This window comes from Pseudomonas sp. NS1(2017) (assembly GCF_002269425.1).
In the GTDB taxonomy this organism is placed as follows: domain Bacteria; phylum Pseudomonadota; class Gammaproteobacteria; order Pseudomonadales; family Pseudomonadaceae; genus Aquipseudomonas; species Aquipseudomonas reactans.
Genome location: NZ_CP022960.1, coordinates 3,787,266 through 3,805,567 on the forward strand (window position 1 = coordinate 3,787,266; position 18,302 = coordinate 3,805,567).

Annotated in this window: 12 protein-coding genes; all 12 read left to right on the forward strand. The window is 63.7% G+C overall.

Going from position 1 to position 18,302, the window contains the following annotated elements:
* Window positions 1-12: 12 nt before the first annotated feature.
* The 12 genes from tssB (at window position 13) to tssM (ending at window position 18,296) form a co-directional block, all read left to right on the forward strand.
* Window positions 13-513, forward strand: a complete 501-nt coding sequence (tssB, locus tag CI807_RS18020; RefSeq protein WP_016979439.1) for a type VI secretion system contractile sheath small subunit — start codon at window positions 13-15, stop codon at window positions 511-513.
* A gap of 78 nt (window positions 514-591) precedes the next feature.
* On the forward strand, window positions 592-2,091 hold the full coding sequence (tssC, locus tag CI807_RS18025) for a type VI secretion system contractile sheath large subunit (protein WP_033896856.1): 1,500 nt from the start codon (window positions 592-594) through the stop codon (window positions 2,089-2,091).
* A 22-nt stretch (window positions 2,092-2,113) separates the two neighbouring features.
* Entirely contained in the window at window positions 2,114-2,596 is a 483-nt protein-coding gene (locus CI807_RS18030; RefSeq protein WP_016978511.1) for a type VI secretion system tube protein Hcp, read from the forward strand.
* An 85-nt stretch (window positions 2,597-2,681) separates the two neighbouring features.
* Entirely contained in the window at window positions 2,682-3,200 is a 519-nt protein-coding gene (tssE, locus tag CI807_RS18035; protein WP_095015599.1) for a type VI secretion system baseplate subunit TssE, read from the forward strand.
* A complete protein-coding gene (gene tssF / locus CI807_RS18040; RefSeq protein ID WP_095015600.1) occupies window positions 3,197-5,074 on the forward strand; it encodes a type VI secretion system baseplate subunit TssF in 1,878 nt (625 codons plus the stop codon). The genes tssE and tssF overlap by 4 nt, the downstream gene beginning before the upstream one ends.
* Window positions 5,059-6,078: a type VI secretion system baseplate subunit TssG gene (gene tssG / locus CI807_RS18045; protein ID WP_256578527.1), complete on the forward strand. Its 1,020-nt coding sequence runs from the start codon at window positions 5,059-5,061 to the stop codon at window positions 6,076-6,078. Before tssF ends, tssG begins: the two co-directional genes overlap by 16 nt.
* Entirely contained in the window at window positions 6,071-8,710 is a 2,640-nt protein-coding gene (gene tssH / locus CI807_RS18050) for a type VI secretion system ATPase TssH (protein ID WP_095015602.1), read from the forward strand. The genes tssG and tssH overlap by 8 nt, the downstream gene beginning before the upstream one ends.
* A 6-nt stretch (window positions 8,711-8,716) precedes the next feature.
* Entirely contained in the window at window positions 8,717-10,678 is a 1,962-nt protein-coding gene (locus CI807_RS18055; protein ID WP_095015603.1) for a type VI secretion system Vgr family protein, read from the forward strand.
* Window positions 10,679-10,696: 18 nt separating this feature from the next.
* Window positions 10,697-12,085 (forward strand): type VI secretion system-associated FHA domain protein TagH, encoded by a 1,389-nt coding sequence (tagH, locus tag CI807_RS18060; protein WP_095015604.1) that lies wholly within the window; start codon window positions 10,697-10,699, stop codon window positions 12,083-12,085.
* Window positions 12,086-12,111: 26 nt separating this feature from the next.
* The gene (gene tssK, locus CI807_RS18065) at window positions 12,112-13,443 is read left to right on the forward strand and encodes a type VI secretion system baseplate subunit TssK (protein WP_095015605.1); all 1,332 of its coding nucleotides are present in this window, start codon (window positions 12,112-12,114) and stop codon (window positions 13,441-13,443) included.
* A gap of 15 nt (window positions 13,444-13,458) precedes the next feature.
* Window positions 13,459-14,730, forward strand: a complete 1,272-nt coding sequence (gene icmH, locus CI807_RS18070) for a type IVB secretion system protein IcmH/DotU (protein WP_095015606.1) — start codon at window positions 13,459-13,461, stop codon at window positions 14,728-14,730.
* A gap of 2 nt (window positions 14,731-14,732) precedes the next feature.
* On the forward strand, window positions 14,733-18,296 hold the full coding sequence (tssM, locus tag CI807_RS18075; protein WP_095015607.1) for a type VI secretion system membrane subunit TssM: 3,564 nt from the start codon (window positions 14,733-14,735) through the stop codon (window positions 18,294-18,296).
* The last annotated feature ends 6 nt before the right edge of the window (window positions 18,297-18,302 follow it).

Consider the following 18,302-nt stretch of genomic DNA (forward strand, 5'->3'; position numbering starts at 1 on the left):
GGAGCTTGTCCTGTGGCCAAAGAAAGCAGTCAGAAGTTTATCGCTCGCAACCGGGCGCCACGTGTGCAGATCGAATACGACGTGGAGATCTACGGCTCGGAAAAAACCGTGCAGTTGCCCTTCGTGATGGGGGTGTTTTCCGACCTCTCCGGCAAACCCGCCGAGCCGTTGCCGCCGGTGGCCGAGCGCAAGTTCCTGGAAGTCGACATCGACAACTTCGACGAGCGCCTCAAGTCGATGAAACCGCGCGTGGCGTTCCAGGTGCCCAACACCCTGAGCGGCGAGGGCAACCTGCCGGTGGAGATCACCTTTGAAACCATGGACGACTTCAGCCCGGCCGCCATTGCCCGCAAGGTGCCGAGCCTCAACCAACTGCTCACCGCACGCAGCCAATTGTCAAACCTGCTGACCTACATGGACGGCAAGGTCGGCGCCGAAGAGCTGCTGGCCAAACTGCTCGCCGACCCGAGCGTGATGCAGGCCTTGAGCACTGCGCCCAAACCAAGCGAATAACTGAATAACCGCTGACTCTGCCGGTGCCTCGTTTGCCCCGGTACGGGGATGCTTTGCCCAAAATTCGAGGAAACCGTCATGTCCACCCCGCAATCGGAACAGGCCGGACAGCCGCTGGTCACCACTGAGTTCGACGCTGGCGACTTTGCCAGCCTGCTGCAAAAAGAGTTCAAGCCCAAGACCGATAAGGCCAAGGAAGCGGTGGAAACCGCCGTGCGCACCCTGGCCGAACAAGCGTTGCAAGGCACCCAACTGATGCCCCACGACGTGCTGGGCACCATCGAAGGCCTGATCGCCGCCCTTGACCAGAAGCTCACCGAGCAGGTCAACCACATCCTGCACCACGAGGAATTCCAGGGTGTGGAAAGCGCCTGGCGCGGCCTGCATTACCTGGTCAACAACACCGAGACCGACGAGTCGCTGAAGATCCGGGTCATGAACATTTCCAAGAACGAAGTGCACAAGACGTTGCGCAAGTTCAAGGGTGTTGCCTGGGACCAGAGCCCGATCTTCAAGAAACTCTACGAAGAGGAGTACGGCCAGTTCGGCGGCGAGCCCTATGGCGCGTTCGTGGCCGATTACTACTTCAACAACAGCGCGCCGGACGTGGAGCTGCTGACCCAGATGGCCCGCGTCAGCGCGGCGGCTCATTGCCCGCTGATTACGGCCGCCGACCCCAGCGTGATGCTGATGGAGTCATGGCAGGAACTGGCCAACCCGCGCGACCTGACCAAGATCTTCCAGACCCCGGAACACGCAGCTTGGCGCAGCTTCCGCGCCAGTGAGGATTCGCGTTACGTGGGCCTGGCAATGCCGCGCTTCCTGTCCCGTGCGCCTTATGGTGCCAAGACCAACCCGGTGGAAGCATTCGACTTTGAAGAAACCACCGACGCCGCTGGCGCCAAGGACTTCACCTGGGCCAACGCCGCCTATGCCATGGCGGTGAACATCAATCGCTCGTTCAAACACTACGGCTGGTGCTCGCAGATTCGCGGCATCGAATCCGGCGGCGTGGTGGAAGGGCTGCCGGTGCATACCTTCCCGACCGATGACGGCGGTGTCGACATGACCTGCCCGACCGAAATCGCCATCAGCGACCGCCGCGAAGCGGAACTGGCCAAGAACGGTTTCATGCCCCTGGTGCACAAGAAGAATAGCGACCTGGCGGCCTTTATCGGCGCGCAGTCGATGCACAAGCCCGCCGAGTACGAAGACCCGGACGCCACCGCCAACGCCAACCTGGCCGCACGCCTGCCGTACCTGTTCGCCACCTGCCGGTTCGCCCACTACTTGAAGTGCATCGTGCGCGACAAGATCGGCTCATTCAAAGAGCGCGACGACATGCAGATCTGGCTCAACAACTGGATCGGCCGCTACGTGGAACACAACCCGGCCACCGCCACCGATGCCGACAAAGCGCGTAAGCCACTGGCCGGCGCTGAAGTGGTGGTGGAAGAAATCGAAGGCAACCCCGGCTACTACGGCGCCAAGTTTTTCCTGCGCCCGCACTACCAGCTCGAAGGCCTGACTGTGTCCCTGCGCCTGGTCTCCAAGCTGCCGTCCACCAAATCCAACTGATCAACCCTGAAAGGTAACCACCATGATTTTGCTGAACTTCAAAGGCACCCAGATCAAAGGCACCTCCACCGTCGACGGGCACAAGGACTGGATCACCATCGATGCGATCCAGATGGGTGTTGGCCGGGCGATCTCCACCAGTGGCGGCGGCGCCGACCGCGACACCAGCAACCCATCGTTCTCGGAAATCTCCATGACCAAGGTCACCGACCTGGCCTCCGCCGACCTGTTCATGCAGGCCGTGTGCGGCAAGAGCCTGGGTGATGCCGAGATCCATTTCATCCAGACCGGCGGCCCGGACAAGAAGCAACAGGTATTCCTCAAGTTGATCCTTGGCAGCGCGATCATCAGCTCCTACTCCGCCAGCAGCAACGGCGAGCGCCCGAGCGAAACCATCTCGATCAACTTCACCACCATCAGCTACGAGTTCGACTCCTTCACCGGCGACACCGTGATCACCGGCACGCCGAAGAAGTGGGACCTGGAAAAGAACCAGAAGATTTGATGCCGGCACCTCGGTGGATGTGGGGAGGGAGCAAGCTCCCTCGCCACAGTGGAGAACCTCGTGAACCTTACTCAAGGCCTTAACCATGGCTGAACTCACCAGTCGCGAACGCCTGCAACCGTCCTTGCTCGACCGCCTGAGCGATGACGACACCGAGCAGGCCATGGAGCCACGGGACAAGCGCGTGCTGTCCATGCGCGGCTTGCGCCAGGCGGTGTTGCGTGACCTGGGTTGGCTGCTCAACAGCACCAGCCTGGGCAGTTTTCGCGACTTGAGCGCACATCCGCTGGCGATGCAGTCGGTGGTCAATTTTGGTCTGCCGGACCTTGCCGGCAAGACCGCCGCCGGTTTGGACCGGGAAGAGCTTGGGCGGCGTATCCGCCAGGCGATCTGGGATTTCGAACCGCGGATTTTACGCAACAGCGTGCGGGTGGTGCCGGTGGCGCCCTCGGGGGCCACGGCCAGTCCTAACCAGATGGCCTTTGAAATTCATGGCGAACTCTGGGGCCAACCGTTGCCCGAGCGCCTGTACCTGAAGACCGAACTCGACCTGGAAGCAGGCGAGGCCAGGCTCTTCGATATCGAGACAAGGGACGTGCGGTGAACGCCAAACTGCTGCGCTATTACGAACGTGAACTGGCTCACCTGCGGGAAGTCGGCGGTGAATTCGCCCGTGACTACCCCAAGGTCGCCGGACGCCTGGGGCTGGAAACCTATGCCTGTGCCGACCCTTATGTGGAGCGGTTGCTGGAGGGGTTCAGCTTTCTGGCGGCGCGGGTGCAGTTGAAGATCGACGCCGAATTCCCACGTTTTACCAACCACTTGCTGGAGCTGGTGTACCCGCAATACCTGGCGCCCACGCCGTCGATGGCGGTGGTGCAATTGCAGCCGGACATGGGCGAGGGCAGCCTGGCCTCTGGGTTCAAGGTGCCACGCGATACCGCGTTGCACAGCCAGTTGGGCAAGGGCGACCAGACCGCCTGCGAATTTCGCACCGCTCACGATGTGACCCTGTGGCCCGTCGAGCTGGTCGAGGCGCGCTACTTTGCCTGTGGCGCGCAAGTGGCCGGCGTCGATCTGTCGCGCCTGGGCGGCGTCAAGGCGGCCTTGCGCCTGCGCCTCAGGGTCGGTGCCGGCCTCACCTTCAGCGACCTGTCCCTCGATAACCTGCCGCTGCACATCCGTGGCGGCGAAGCCATGCCGTCGCGCATCTTTGAACACCTGCTGGCCCAGGCCGCCGGCGTGCTGGTGATGCCGGTGCAGGAGCATGTCGACTGGCACCAATTCCTGCCCAAGAGCGCGATTCGCAGCCTGGGTTACAGCCAAAGCGAAGCTTTGCTGCCTACCGGCCCGCGTCAGTTCCAGGGCTACCGGCTGCTGCAGGAGTACTTCGCCATGCCGCAGCGCTTCATGTTCGCCGACGTGGTTGGACTGGCCAACAGCGTCAGCCGCTGCAGCGCTGAACAGTTGGACGTGATCGTGCTGTTCAAGAAGCTCGACCCGGTGTTGGAGCAAAGCCTCAGCGCTGCGAACTTTGGCCTGTATTGCACCCCGGCGATCAACCTGTTTCCGATGCGCGCCGAGCGTGTGCACCTGTCCGACCAGCAGTCGGAATACCACGTGATTGCGGACCGCACGCGGCCGATGGATTACGAGATCTACCAGATCGAAGGCGTGACCGGCTATGGCAGTGGCGCCGAGGCCAGCCAGACCTTCGAATCGTTCTACCGCGCCAATGACCTGCACGCACGCAAACCGCCGAACGCGTTCTACCAGGTGCGCCGCGATGCGCGGGTATTGTCCGAGCAACAGCGCCGCCAGGGCCCGCGCTCCAGCTACATCGGCAGCGAGTTGTTCCTGTCTCTGGTGGACGCCCAGGAAGCCCCGCACCGCAGCGACCTGCGCCAATTGGGCATCGACGCCCTGTGCAGCAACCGTGACCTGGTGTTGAGCATGCCGGTGGGCAGTGGCCGCACCGACTTCAGCGTCGAGTCCGGCGCGCCGGTGCAGGCCGTGCGTTGTTTGGTCGGGCCAACCGTGCCGGCGCCATCCTTTGCAGAGGGCGAAACGGCGTGGCGCCTGGTCAGCCATTTGTCCCTCAATTACCTGTCGTTGCTGGACCAGGACAAAGAGCAGGGCGCCAGTGCCTTGCGTGATCTGCTTCGCCTGTATTGCCGTATCGAAGACGAAGCCGCCCACAAGCAGGTCGAAGGCCTGCGCTCGGTGACTGCCGAAAGCATCGTGCGACGCCTGCCTTTGCCGGGGCCGATCACCTATGGGCGGGGCTTGCAGGTCAGCGTGACCCTGGATGAAGCAGCGTTTGAAGGCGCCGGCGTCTTTGTATTGGGCTCGGTGCTGGAGCAGTTTTTTGCCAAGTACGTATCGCTCAATTCATTCACCGAAACGCTGATCAAGAGCACGACGCGTGGCGTGATCATGCACTGGCCGGCGCGGGTGGGCAGATGCGAGATCCTCTGACCCTGCTCGGCGCCCTGGAGGCGCACCCGGCGCGCTTCGATTTTTACGGCGCGCTGCGCCAATTGGAGTGTGCGTTCCCGCACTTGCCGCGCATCGGCCAGGCCGCGCGCCCGGCGGATGAAGCCGTGCGTTTCGGGCAGCAGCCGTCGCTGGCGTTCGAGCCGGCGATGATCGCTGCGCTTACGCCGGGCACTGCGCCCAAGTTGTTGTTGAATTTCTTTGGCCTGATGGGCGCCAACGGCCCGCTGCCGATTCACCTCACTGAATACATCCGCGACCGCCAACGCAACCGCAACGACCCCACACTTGCGGCGTTCTGCGACGTGTTCCACCACCGCATGATCAGCCTGTTCTACCGCGCCTGGGCAAGTGCTCAACCGGCGGTGAGCCTGGACCGCCCGGGAGCGGACCGTTTTGCGCAGTACCTGGGCTCGCTGATCGGCATCGGCCAGGCGTCATTGCTGGACCGCAACGCGGTGCCCGACGTGGCCAAGCTGCACTTCGCCGGACGGCTGGGCCCGCAGACGCGCAATGCCGAGGGCTTGGCCGCCCTATTGACCGACTACCTCGGCGTGCCGGTGCGGGTCGAGCAGTTTGTCGGCCACTGGATGAAGTTACCCGTTGACGGCCTGTGCGCCCTGCGCAGCGGTCCCGATGCCGCCGTACTCGGCCAGACCACCGTGATGGGCAAGAAAGTCTGGAACACCCAGCACAAGTTCCGCCTGTTGATCGGCCCCCTCGATCTGGCGCAAACCCGGCGCCTGTTGCCCGGTGGCGACAGCCTGCAGCGCGTGCAGGACTGGGTGCGCCAGTACGTCGGCCTGGCGCTGGACTGGGACGTCAACCTGATCGTCAAGAAAGAACAACTGCCTCGCTTGCGGCTCGGTTCCGCGCCTCTGGGCTGGACCAGTTGGCTGAGCAGCCAGGCCCCCGAGCAGGATGATCGGCAGTTGCTGATCAACCCGCGCCTCTCTATTACTCCTCAAGGACCTGCCCATGGCTGATATCAGTCGCGTCGCGCTTTTCGGCAAACTCAACAGCCTGTGCTACCGGGCGATTGAAAGCAGCACCGTGTTCTGCAAACTGCGCGGCAATCCCTACGTGGAGTTGGTGCACTGGTTGCAGCAGATCCTGCAACTGACCGACTCGGACCTGCTGCGGTTGATCCGTCATTACGACATCGACCCGGCCGTATTGGCCCGTGACCTGACCGCCGCCCTCGACCGCTTGCCCCGTGGCTCGACATCGGTCACCGACTTGTCATCGCAAGTAGAAGAAGCCGTCGAACGTGCTTGGGTCTACGCCACGTTGATGCTCGGCGAGTCCCAGGTGCGCTCCGGCCATTTGCTGTTGGCACTGCTGAAAACCCCCAGCTTGCGCAACGGCTTGTACGGGGTCTCCCGTGAGTTCAATAAAGTCGGTATCGATGACTTGAGCGAACGATTTGCAGACGTGCTCAAGGGCTCCCCCGAAGCACTGATGACCGCCAGCGATGGCTACCAAACACCCGGTGAAGACCTTGGCGCACTGGCCCCGACCAAACCGCAGGAAGCCCTGAAGCGCTTCACCGTCGACCTCACCGAGCAAGCGCGCACGAGCAAGATGGACCCCATCGTCGGTCGCGATGAAGAGATTCGCCAGGTGATCGACATCCTGATGCGTCGCCGCCAGAACAACCCGATCCTGGTGGGCGAGGCGGGCGTCGGCAAGACCGCCGTGGTCGAGGGGTTTGCCCAGCGCATCGCCCGTGGTGACGTGCCGCCGAGCCTCAAGGACGTGCAACTGCTGGCCCTCGACGTCGGCCTATTGCAGGCCGGCGCGAGCATGAAAGGCGAGTTCGAACAGCGCCTGCGCTCGGTGATCGACGAGGTGCAGGCCAGCGTCAAGCCGGTGGTGCTGTTCATCGACGAGACCCACACCCTGGTCGGCGCGGGCGGTGCTGCCGGGACCGGCGATGCGGCCAACCTGCTCAAGCCAGCGTTGGCCCGAGGCACCTTGCGCACGGTGGGCGCGACGACCTTTGCCGAATACAAGAAGCACATCGAGAAAGACCCGGCGCTGACCCGGCGTTTCCAGACCGTGCAGGTGGACGAACCGGATGAAGCCCGCGCGCTCCTGATGCTGCGCGGCATTGCCGAAACCATGCAGAACCACCACCAGGTGCACATCCTCGATTCGGCGCTGGAAGCCGCGGTGCGTTTGTCGAACCGTTACATCCCGGCGCGCCAGCTGCCAGACAAGGCCGTCAGCCTGATCGACACGGCCTGTGCTCGCGTCGCCATCAGCTTGCACGCGACCCCGGCCGAAGTGGATGACAGTCGGCGCCGTATCGAATCCCTGGAAACCGAGCTGGCAATCATCGAGCGCGAGACCGCCATTGGCGTGGACACCGTCAGCCGTCGCGCCTCGGTCGAAGCCTTGCTGGCCAGTGAACGCGAACGCCTGGACGAAGTGGAAGGGCGCTGGGATAACGAGCTGGCGCTGGTGGAAGAGATCCAGCGCCTGCGCAGCCAATTGGCCGAGTCCGATGACCGCGAAGCCGGCCTGGCCGAGTTGCGCCAACTGCAGGACGAACTGATCGCGCAGCAGGGCGAACATCCGCTGGTACTGATCAGCGTTGACGAACAGGCGGTGGCCTCGGTGGTGCAGGATTGGACCGGCATTCCCGTGGGCCGCATGGTCAAGAACGAGATTGAAAACGTACTGCGCCTGGCCGAGCGCCTGGGCCAGCGCATCATCGGCCAGGACCATGCGCTGGAGATGATCGCGCGGCGCATCCAGACCTCCCGCGCCGGCCTCGACAACCCCGGAAAACCGGTGGGCGTATTCATGCTCGCTGGCACTTCCGGGGTGGGCAAGACCGAAACCGCGCTGGCCCTGGCTGAGTCGCTGTATGGCGGCGAGCAGAACGTCATCACCATCAACATGAGTGAGTACCAGGAGGCGCACACCGTCTCCACCCTCAAGGGCGCGCCGCCCGGTTACGTAGGCTACGGCGAAGGTGGCGTGCTCACCGAAGCGGTGCGGCGCAAGCCTTACAGCGTGGTGCTGCTGGACGAGGTGGAGAAGGCCCACCCGGACGTGCACGAGCTGTTTTTCCAGGTGTTCGACAAGGGGTGGATGGAGGACGGTGAAGGCCGGATCATCGACTTCAAGAACACCCTGATCCTGCTCACCACCAATGCCGGTACCGCGTTGATCAGCCGCCTGTGCCGCCATCCGCAAACCAGCATGCCCGCGCCGGACACCATCGCCAAGGCGCTGCGCGAGCCTTTGCTCGAAGTGTTTCCGCCGGCCCTGCTCGGGCGCCTGGTGGTCATCCCGTATTACCCGCTGAGCGACGCCATGCTTGGCAGCATCATCCGCCTCCAACTGGGGCGTATCCAGAAGCGCATCGCCGAGGGCCACAAGATTCCGTTCACCTTCAGTGACGACGTCGTTGAGTTGATCGCCAGCCGCTGCACCGAGCTGGAAAGCGGTGGGCGGATGATCGACGCGATTCTCACCAACTCGATGTTGCCGGCGATCAGCACTGAGTTCCTCAACCGCCTGCTGCAGGGCACGCCTGCGACGCAGGTTCAGGTCCGCGTGGAAAACGGTGAGTTTGCCTATGCCTTTTGCGAGGCCGATCGGTAACCGACTATGGCGACCTTACAGATTCACCGTGAAATACAGCTCACCAGCGTATTGGGCACCGACGTCCTGCTGTTTCGACGCATGCAGGCGCAGGAGGGCCTGTCCCAGCTCAGCGAGTACCGGCTGGAGTTGTACAGCGAGCGCGCCGACTTGAATATCGACGACCTGCTGGCCACCCAGATGACCATCGCAGTGGACCTGCCCAAAGGCGGCAGCCGCTACTTCAACGGGCACGTCAGTCACTTTGCGTTCACCGGTCGCCAGGGGCGTTACGCCACTTATACGGCGGTGCTGCGGCCGTGGCTGTGGTTCCTGACGTTGGCCAGCGACTGCCGGATTTTCCAGGAACTGAGTGTGCCGGACATTCTCAAGCAGGTGTTCGCGCCCTACAGCATTGCGGATGTCGACACCTCGGGCCTGAGCGCCAGCTACAAGGCGCTGACCTACTGTGTGCAGTACCGCGAAAGCGATTTCAATTTTGTCAGCCGCCTGATGGAGCAGGAGGGCATCTACTACTTCTTCAAGAGCGCGGCCGGGCGTCACACGTTGGTACTGGCTGATTCTTACGGTGCCCATTCGTCCGCGCCGGGGTACGCCCAGGTGCGTTTCATGCCCGCCGAAGACCACGCCATGCGCGAAAGCGAAGTGATCTACGACTGGCGCATGAGCGGCGAGGTGGAGCCGGGCGGCTACACCCTGCAGGACTTCGACTTCGAAAAGCCCAGCGCCAACCTGCTGGCCAAGTCGACCCTGGCCGGCAGCTACCCGCAATCGCGTCATGAGCGTTACGACTACCCCGGCAAGTACACCGAACGCAAACAGGGCGAAACCTTTGCGCGCACGCTGATCGAGTCGCTGCACACCGGCACCCAGCGCGTCACTGGCGCCACCCGCGCGCGCGGCCTGTTTCCGGGCGCGTTGATGACCCTGACCGAACACCCGCGCAGCGAGCAGAACGCGCAGTTCCTGTTGCTGGAGGCGCGTTACCGGTTGTCGTCGGACACCTATGAGCCGACGCCGCCGGACCATCCCGAGCCGGTGCTCACCTGCGAGTTTGTCGCCCTGTCGCGCCAGCAGCCATTCCGTGCACCGTGTGTGTCGCGCAAACCGCTGATGCACGGCCCGCAGACCGCCATCGTGGTGGGCAAGCAGGGCGAAGAAATCTGGACCGACAAATACGGGCGCATCAAGGTGCAGTTCCACTGGGACCGCGAGGGCAAGCGTGATGAAAACAGTTCGTGCTGGATTCGCGTCGCCCAGGGCTGGGCCGGCAAACGCTGGGGCGCGCTGTACACGCCGCGTATCGGCCAGGAGGTGGTGGTGAGTTTTCTGGAAGGCGACCCCGACCAACCGCTGGTGACCGGCAGTGTCTACAACGCCGACACCCTGCCACCCTATGCGCTGCCGGAAAATGCCACGCGTTCGACGATCAAAAGCAACTCATCCAAGGGCGGTGGTGGTTACAACGAGCTGCGTTTCGAAGACAAGAAAGGCGCGGAACAGGTGTTCCTGCACGCCCAGAAGAACCTCGACCAGCGTGTACTCAAGGACTCCCTGGACTGGGTCGGCGGTGACCGCCATTCAAAAGTCGACAACGACCTGCGCGAGAAAGTCGGCGGTGACCGGCATTCCTCGGTGGGCGGCAATCGCAACGAGAAAGCCACCGGCGCCGTGTCGATGACCGCCGGCACCAACATGATAATCGACGGCAAGTTGAAGACCGGTGTTACTGCCGGTCTCGACGTGCACATCAAGGGCGGCATGAACGTGGTGATCGAAGCCGGGGCGACCATCACCCTGAAAGTCGGCACGACCTTTCTCACCCTCACCCCGGCGATGATTCTCGCCTCGACCATTCCCATCCCCTTGCCCCAGGCCGGCACCGCCGCGACCGCGCTGGCGCTGTCGGCCGCCACGGGGCCTGCCGGCGTGCCGTTGCCGCCCAAGGAGGCCGACGATGGCAAATAACCCTTACAGGAGCCCGCTATGAACCTGATCCTGCTGGTCAAAAGCTACCGCGACCAACCGATGCCCGGTGACGTGATCTGCCGGTTTACCGAGGTCGGTGGCTCCATCGGCCGAGGGCCGGACAATGACCTGACCCTGGATGATCCGGGCAAGTACATCTCGCGGGTGCATGCGCGCATCGAACGACGTGACGACGGGTTTTACCTGACCGACACCGGCAGCAACCCCAGCCTGGTCAATGAACGACCGCTGGGTAATGGGCGCGAACGGGTATTGGAGGAGGGCGATCGCCTGGTGATCGGTGATTACGCCCTGGAAGTGCGCCTGGCGCAGCCAGCCGCCGTCGAACCCGAAGACGACGCCCTGGCCACGCGGATCCTGCCGCCGTTGTTTGTACCTCCACCGCCGCCCGTGGTCGCGCCGCTGCCACCCCTGGAAGCGCCCCAACCGTTGACGCGCAACCCGGAAGTGGTGGTGCCGGTGCTGCTGCATGATGACCTGGCCGGTGCGCGCATCCTGGAGGGCGGCTCGGTGTTTGACGGGGCCATGCCGTTGTCGGATCCGTTGGGACTGAATCCATCGCTGGCGCCAACGTTTCGCGGCACCGAAAGTGACCACGTGCCGCCGCAGTTGCAAGCGTTCAACGCGCCGTTGTGGCAAGCAGAGCCGCAGGTGATTCCGGAGGATTACGACCCATTGCTCGGGCTGCCCACGCTCCCTGTAGGAGCCGGCTTGCCGGCGATGGACGTCAACGATAACGCCGTTGTACCTGAAGTCCACAGCGCCCATGCGCTTATCGCCGGCAAGCCGGCTCCTACAGAGGGGGATGCTGTGCTCCAGGCCTTGCTTCAAGGCCTCGGCCTTCCGGACCTGCACACTTCCCGCCCGCCTACCGAACTCGCTCAACTTATCGGCGAAATGCTCCGCGCCACCACTACCGGAACCATGGACGTACTCCTGGCCCGCGCGCTGACCAAGCGCGAAAGCCATATCGACATGACCATGATCGGCGCCTATTCCAACAACCCGCTCAAATTCTTCCCTGACGCCGACAGCGCCCTGACCCAGATGCTCGGTGGCGACTCACCGGCCTATATGCGTCCGGTCAAGGCGATGAACGCCTCGTTCGAAGACCTCAAGGCCCACGAACTGGCGGTGATCGCCGGCATGCGCGCGGCCCTTGGCGCGGTGGTGCAACGCTTTGATCCGGCACGGGTCGAGCAACGTCGCACCACCCATGGCGCGCTGGACAAGTGGATGCCGGCGCGGCGCAAGGCGCGATTGTGGGACCGTTTGGTGGAGCGCTACGAAGACCTGGCACGGGATGCCGATGAGGATTTGCAGCGGCTGTTTGGTGAGCTGTTTTCCAAGGCTTATGAGGAACAGGTCGCGCGGATGCGCTCCTGACTCCAGCCCTTTATTGAGAAGAATTCATGTTCTGGAATAACAAAGTCGTCTGGTCCGAAGGCATGCTGTTGCAGCCTCAGCACCTGCAACAACATGACCGTTTCCTGCAGACCCAATTGGAAGCCCGCGTCAGTGCCTTGCGTGCTTACGGGTGGGGCTTTGCCAAGCTGGAAATCGACCCGCAGCAGTTGGCCATGGGCAAGTTGTCCTTGCTTTCCTTCAGCGGCGTGTTGCCTGACGGCACGCCGGTAGGGCTGCCCTTTGGTGATGAAATGCCGTTGCCCCTGGAGATCCCCGTCGACGCCCGTGACCTGAAAGTGGTGCTCGCGCTGCCCAGCCTGCGCCCCGGGGTGTCGGAGGTGGACGACAACCCCAGCTTTGAAAACTTCGCCCGTCACCGCAGTAGCGAATACGAAGCCTGGGACAGTAACGGCCTGGACAGCAGCGCGTTGATGAGCATCGGCAAACTGCGCCTGCGCCTGGCGTTCGAAGGCGATGTGGCGGATGCCTACACCACCCTGGGCATCGCCCATGTGGTGGAAAAGCGTGCCGACAAAAGCGTGGTGCTCGACCGCGAATACTGCCCGCCATGCCTGGACATGCGCGCCGCCGAACGCCTGGGTGCGTTTGTCGATGAGTTGCTGGGCCTGGTGCAGCAACGGGTCGAGGCGCTGGCGTCGCGCCTGACCCAACCCGACGGCAGCGGCGCAGCAGAAATCGCCGACTTCCTGTTGTTACAGGTGCTCAATCGCAGCCTGCCGTTGGTGCGCCACTTGGCCGCGATGACCGGTTTGCATCCCGAGCAGTTGTACCGCGACCTCGCGAGCCTGGCCGGTGAATTGGCGACTTTTACCCGCGAGGATAAGCGCGCCGCTGCCTACCCGGCGTACCGCCATGCGGCGCTGGCGGAAACCTTCGCCCCGGTGATGCGCGACCTGCGCCGCGCGCTGTCGACAGTGATGGATGCGCGCGCCATCGCCATCCCTCTGGAAGAACGCCAGTACGGCATTCGCGTGGCAGTGCTGCCTGACCAGGACCTGCTGCGTTCGGCCACCTTCATCCTGGCGGTGCAGGCGCAGATGTCCGCCGAGAGCGTGCGCAACGGCTTCCCGCCGCAGGTCAAGATCGGCTCGGTGGAAAAGATCCGCGACCTGGTCAACCTGCAACTGCCGGGCATCGGTCTGCGCCCCTTGCCGGTGGCGCCACGGCAGTTGCCGTTCCACGCCGGGTTTACCTATTTCGAACTCGATCGCAGCAGCGAATATTGGCAATTGCTGAGCCAGTCGGCCGGCTTTGCCCTGCATATCGCCGGGGTGTTCCCGGGGCTGGACATGCAGTTCTGGGCGATCCGCAACTAAGGCAAGGTGACTGACGTGAACGACACTTTTGAAGGCGACCCGGATCGCACCTTGCTGATTCCCACTCCAGGCGGACGCAGGGTAGTGCCGCCTGTGACACCGCTACAGCGCGAAGCCGTGGTGTTGCAGGGCCAGGGGCTCAACCCGCTGGTGCGTGCCGCCAACCCGCTGCTGGACCTGGTGGTGCCGTTGCGCAGCCTCACGGCCATGCCGGACATGGAAGGCCTGCGCCAGCGCCTGATCCAGGCGGTGCAGGCCTTTGAAACTCAGGCCCGCGCCAGCCAGGTGGATGTGGAAACCGTGGCGGCCGCGCGCTACGCGCTGTGCACCCTGGTCGACGAAACCATCGCCAGCACGCCGTGGGGCGCCGGTGTGTGGGGCAGCCGCAGCCTGTTGGTGACCTTCCACAACGAGGCGTGGGGCGGCGAGAAGTTCTTCATGATCCTGCAGCGCCTGAGCCAGGACCTGCGTACCCATATCGACGTGCTGGAGTTGATGTACCTGTGCATGGCGCTGGGCCTGGAAGGACGTTATCGCGTGTTGGATCGCGGCCTGGATCAGTTGGGGTTGTTGCGTGAACGCCTGCTGCAATTGATCAACCAGCAACGTGGCAATCAGGAACAAGACTTGTCACCGCGTTGGCGCGGTGCCGAAGCACCGCAGGCCTCGATGCTGCGGCGGGTGCCGTTGTGGGTGTTGGCGTCGGTGGCGGCGGTGCTGCTGTTGAGTGTGCAATTGACTTATAGCTGGCTACTCAACCGTGCGTCCGATCCTGTGTTTGCCCAGCTCGGTTCGATCCGTGTGGCCTCGCCGCTCAAAGTGGCGGTGCCCACGACACCTGCGCCCGTGCGCCTGGCCGGGTTTCTCGCGCCGGAAGTGGCGCAGGGGTTGGTGGCGGTGAAAGACAGCGCCGACCGCTCGGTGATCACCTTGCGCGGCGATGGGGTGTTTGCCTCCGGCAGCGCCGAAGTGTCGGGCAACTTCGACGGCTTGCTCGCACGCATCGGCGATGCCCTGGCCACGGTGCCGGGGGATGTGGTGGTGGTCGGGCATACCGACAACGTGCGGCCCTCGGCGACCTCACGGCTGGGCTCCAACTTCGACCTGTCCCAGGCGCGGGCCAAGACCGTCGCACGCTTGCTGGCGCAGCGGGCCGGGCCGGTGGAGCGTTACCGCAGCGAAGGCCGTGGCGAAACCGAACCGCTGGTGCCCAACGATTCAGCGGCGAATCGCGCGCGCAACCGCCGCGTCGATATCACCGTATTGATCCCTTCCCAGGCGCAATAGCCATGAATTTTTCGACGCTGTTTTCGTTGTTATGGTCCCCGGTGGAGCGCTTCATCCTGTGGCTGCTCAAGCCCTGGTTGTTGTCGTTGATCGGTGTGGCTTTGCTGTCGTTGCTGGTGTGGTACGAGGGCCCGCTGCTGGCGTTCAACGGCAGCGAGCCGTTGGCGCCGGAGTCGCGGCGCTGGGGTTTGATCGCGGTGTTTGTATTGATCTGGGCCGGTTATTTTGCCTGGCGTTTATGGCGGGCCTGGCGCGCCAATCGCGGCTTGATGGCCGGCGTGGCCGAAGCGCCAGTGGTGGCGCCCGGCGTGCGTGAGTCACAGGCCGAAGTGGCTGAGTTGGGCGAACGCATGCGTTCGGCCATGGCGGTGCTGCGCAAGGCCAATCCTGGCTGGAAGATGAGCGGGCAGTACCTGTATCAATTGCCGTGGTACATGTTCGTCGGCGCGCCGGGCAGCGGCAAGACCACGGCGCTGACCCATTCCGGGCTGCAATTTCCCCTGCGCGAGGCCATGGGCAGCGGTGCCATCGGCGGTGTCGGCGGCACGCGGCATTGCGATTGGTGGTTCACCGATGAAGCGGTGCTGCTCGACACTGCCGGGCGCTACACCACCCAGGACAGCTACGCCGAAGTGGACAAGGCCGCGTGGGGCGGCTTCCTCGACCTGCTGAAAAAGTACCGTCGGCAACGCCCGGTCAACGGTGTGATCGTGGCCTTGAGTGTCAGCGACCTGCTGCAACAGACCGACGCCCAGCGTCAGGCCCAGGCCGTGGCGATCCGTGCGCGCATCAATGAGCTGTACGAGCGCCTGGGCCTGCGCTTCCCGGTGTATGTGATCATCACCAAGTGCGACTTGCTCGCGGGCTTTTCGGAGTTCTTCGAAACCTTCGGCCGCGACGAACGTGCGCAGGTGTGGGGCGTGACCTTCCCGTTGGCCCAGCCACCCCAGGCGGAGACGGGCCTGGCGTCGTTCCCGGGCGAGTTCGATGCCCTGGAGCGCCAGTTGCAACGGCGTGTGCTGGAGCGTTTGCTGCAGGAGCGCGACCTGTCGCGACGCGCCTTGCTCTACAGCTTCCCGCAGCAGTTCGCCAGCCTGGGCGACGGCCTCACGCGTTTTCTCAATACGGTCTTCGAAGCCAACCGCTACCAAGAGCCGGCGCTGCTGCGTGGTGTGTATTTCACCAGTGGCACCCAGGAAGGCAGTCCGATCGATCGGGTGCTGACCTCGCTGGCAGCCTCCTTCGGCCTGGGTCGCAAGGTGTTGGCAGCGAATGTCGCCAGCGGGCGCAGCTACTTCATCACTCGCCTGTTGCGCGAAGTGATCTTCAAGGAAGCCGGCTTGGCCGGGGTCAATCACCAGGAACAACGGCGCCGTCATCTGCTGGGCCGCGCGGGGCGCATGGCGGCGGGTGTGGCGTTCGTCCTGCTGCTGGCCGGCATGACCATCAGCTACACCCGCAACCTGCAATTGATCGCCGATGCGTCCAGTGCCGCCACCAACGTCGCGCAATTGGCCAAGGCACTGCCGGCCGAAGGTGATGTGTTGGTGACCCTGCCGCTGCTGAATGCCGCGCGCGCGTTGCCCAGCGGCTACAGCGACGGCGACCGCAGTGTACCGCTGCTCAGCCGTATGGGCCTGTACCAGGGCAACAAGCTCGGCGCGGGCGCAGTCACGCTGTATCGCCGCTTGCTGCGCAGCACCTTGTTGCCGCATATCGTCGCCAACCTGGAAAACGCCTTGCGCCGTGGTGACGCTAGCAATCAGGAGTTTCTCTACGAAACCTTGCGCGCTTACCTGATGCTGGGTGAGCGGCAGTTCTTCGATGCACCGTCGGTGCAAGCCTGGGTCGATGTGGACTGGCGTCGCGAACTGCCCCAGGCCACGCCTGCGCAGTTGCAGCAGCTGTCGGATCATGTCGCGGCGCTGCTGGAGGCCGACGACGAGGCCGAGCCGGTGCAGCTGGATAGCGCGTTGGTGGCCAAGGTGCGCCTGGCGCTGGCGAGCATGCCGTTGTCCCAGCGCATCTATAACCGGGTGAAACGCCAGGTCGACCAGCAGCACCTGCCAGAGCTGAGTGTAAACAGTGCGGTGGGGCGCGATGTTTCATCGCTGATGACCCGTGCCAGTGGCGAGCCATTGTCCCGTGGGGTGAGTGGCGTCTACAGCATCGCCGGCTACCGAGAGCTGGCCCGCAAGACCCCGCAGGCCGTGGCCGAGATGGCCAAGGACAGTTGGGTGCTGGACCGCCAGGAGTCGGCGCAGGTTGCCGGCGCCAATCCGGCCATGCAGGCGGCGGTGCTGGAGTTGTACTACGCCGACTACATCCGCCAATGGGACACCTTCCTCGCGGATGTGCACCTGACACCGTTGACCAGCCTTGGCCAGGCCTCGTTGGTGACCAATGTGCTCGCCGCCAGCGATTCACCGTTGCGCGCGTTGTTGGTGGCTGTATCGAAGGAAACGACCCTGGAGGGCGCGCTGACTTCGACCACCAACAAAGACACCGATCAGCGCGTGCGCGACAAGATCGCTGCCGCGACGCAAAAGCTGCAATCGGCGCTGGGTGGCGATAGTCCGGCACCGGTGGCAGATGCGTCGGCCAATCCGGTGGACCAGCATTTCGCTGCGCTGCATCGCCTGGTGGGCAACGGTACCGGCCCGCAGCCGGTGGATGAGGTGTTGGCGTCGCTGAAGGACGCCGGGCAATTCTTCGACAGCGCTGACGCCGCGCGCCGCAGTGCTGCGCCAGCACCTTCCAACGAGGTGTTGGGGCGCTTGAAACGCTCGGGTGACACGCAGCCTGCGCCGTTGTCAGCGCTGCTGCGGGATGTGGAGTCGGGTGGCACGGCGCTGACCCTCGGCAATGAAAAAGCCCGGTTGAATGCGTTATGGGAAGCGACGGGTGCACCATTCTGTCGAGCGGCCATTGATGGGCGTTATCCGCTGGTGCGCAGCTCTGCCCGCGATGCCACCGCCGATGACTTCGGCAAGTTTTTCGGCCCGGGTGGGTTGATGGATGATTTTTTCAGCAAGAACCTCGCGGCGTATGTCGACATGAGTGGCAGCCAGTGGCGCTGGCGATCAACCGGTGTGACGCCACTGAACATCTCCCAGGATGTGCTTAATCAGTTCCAGCGTGGTGCCAGGTTGCGCGACATGTTCTTCGTGGCCGGTGCGCGCCAGCCATCCATGCGCTTCGACTTGAAAACCCTGGGGGCAGACCCGGCACTCAGCAAGGTCACGTTGGATATCGATGGTCAGCCGGTGGTGTTTGACGCCGGTACTGTGCCCGACTTTGCCAGTCTCTCGCTGCCCAGCGGCAAGTCCGGCGGCCTTGTGCGCCTGGACGCTACGCCAGGGCTGGCCAGCCCACTGCGCAGCGACGGCCCCTGGGGTTGGCTGCGCATGATGGACAAGGCCGTGGTGAACACCCAGGGCGAACAGCTGCAACTGACCTTCAACCTGGAAGGCCATCGGGTGGCGTATCTGTTGCGAGCCAGCAGTGTGATCAACCCGTTCCGCCGCGACAGCATCGAGCAGTTCCATTGCCCGGGCAGCTTTTAGGAAACA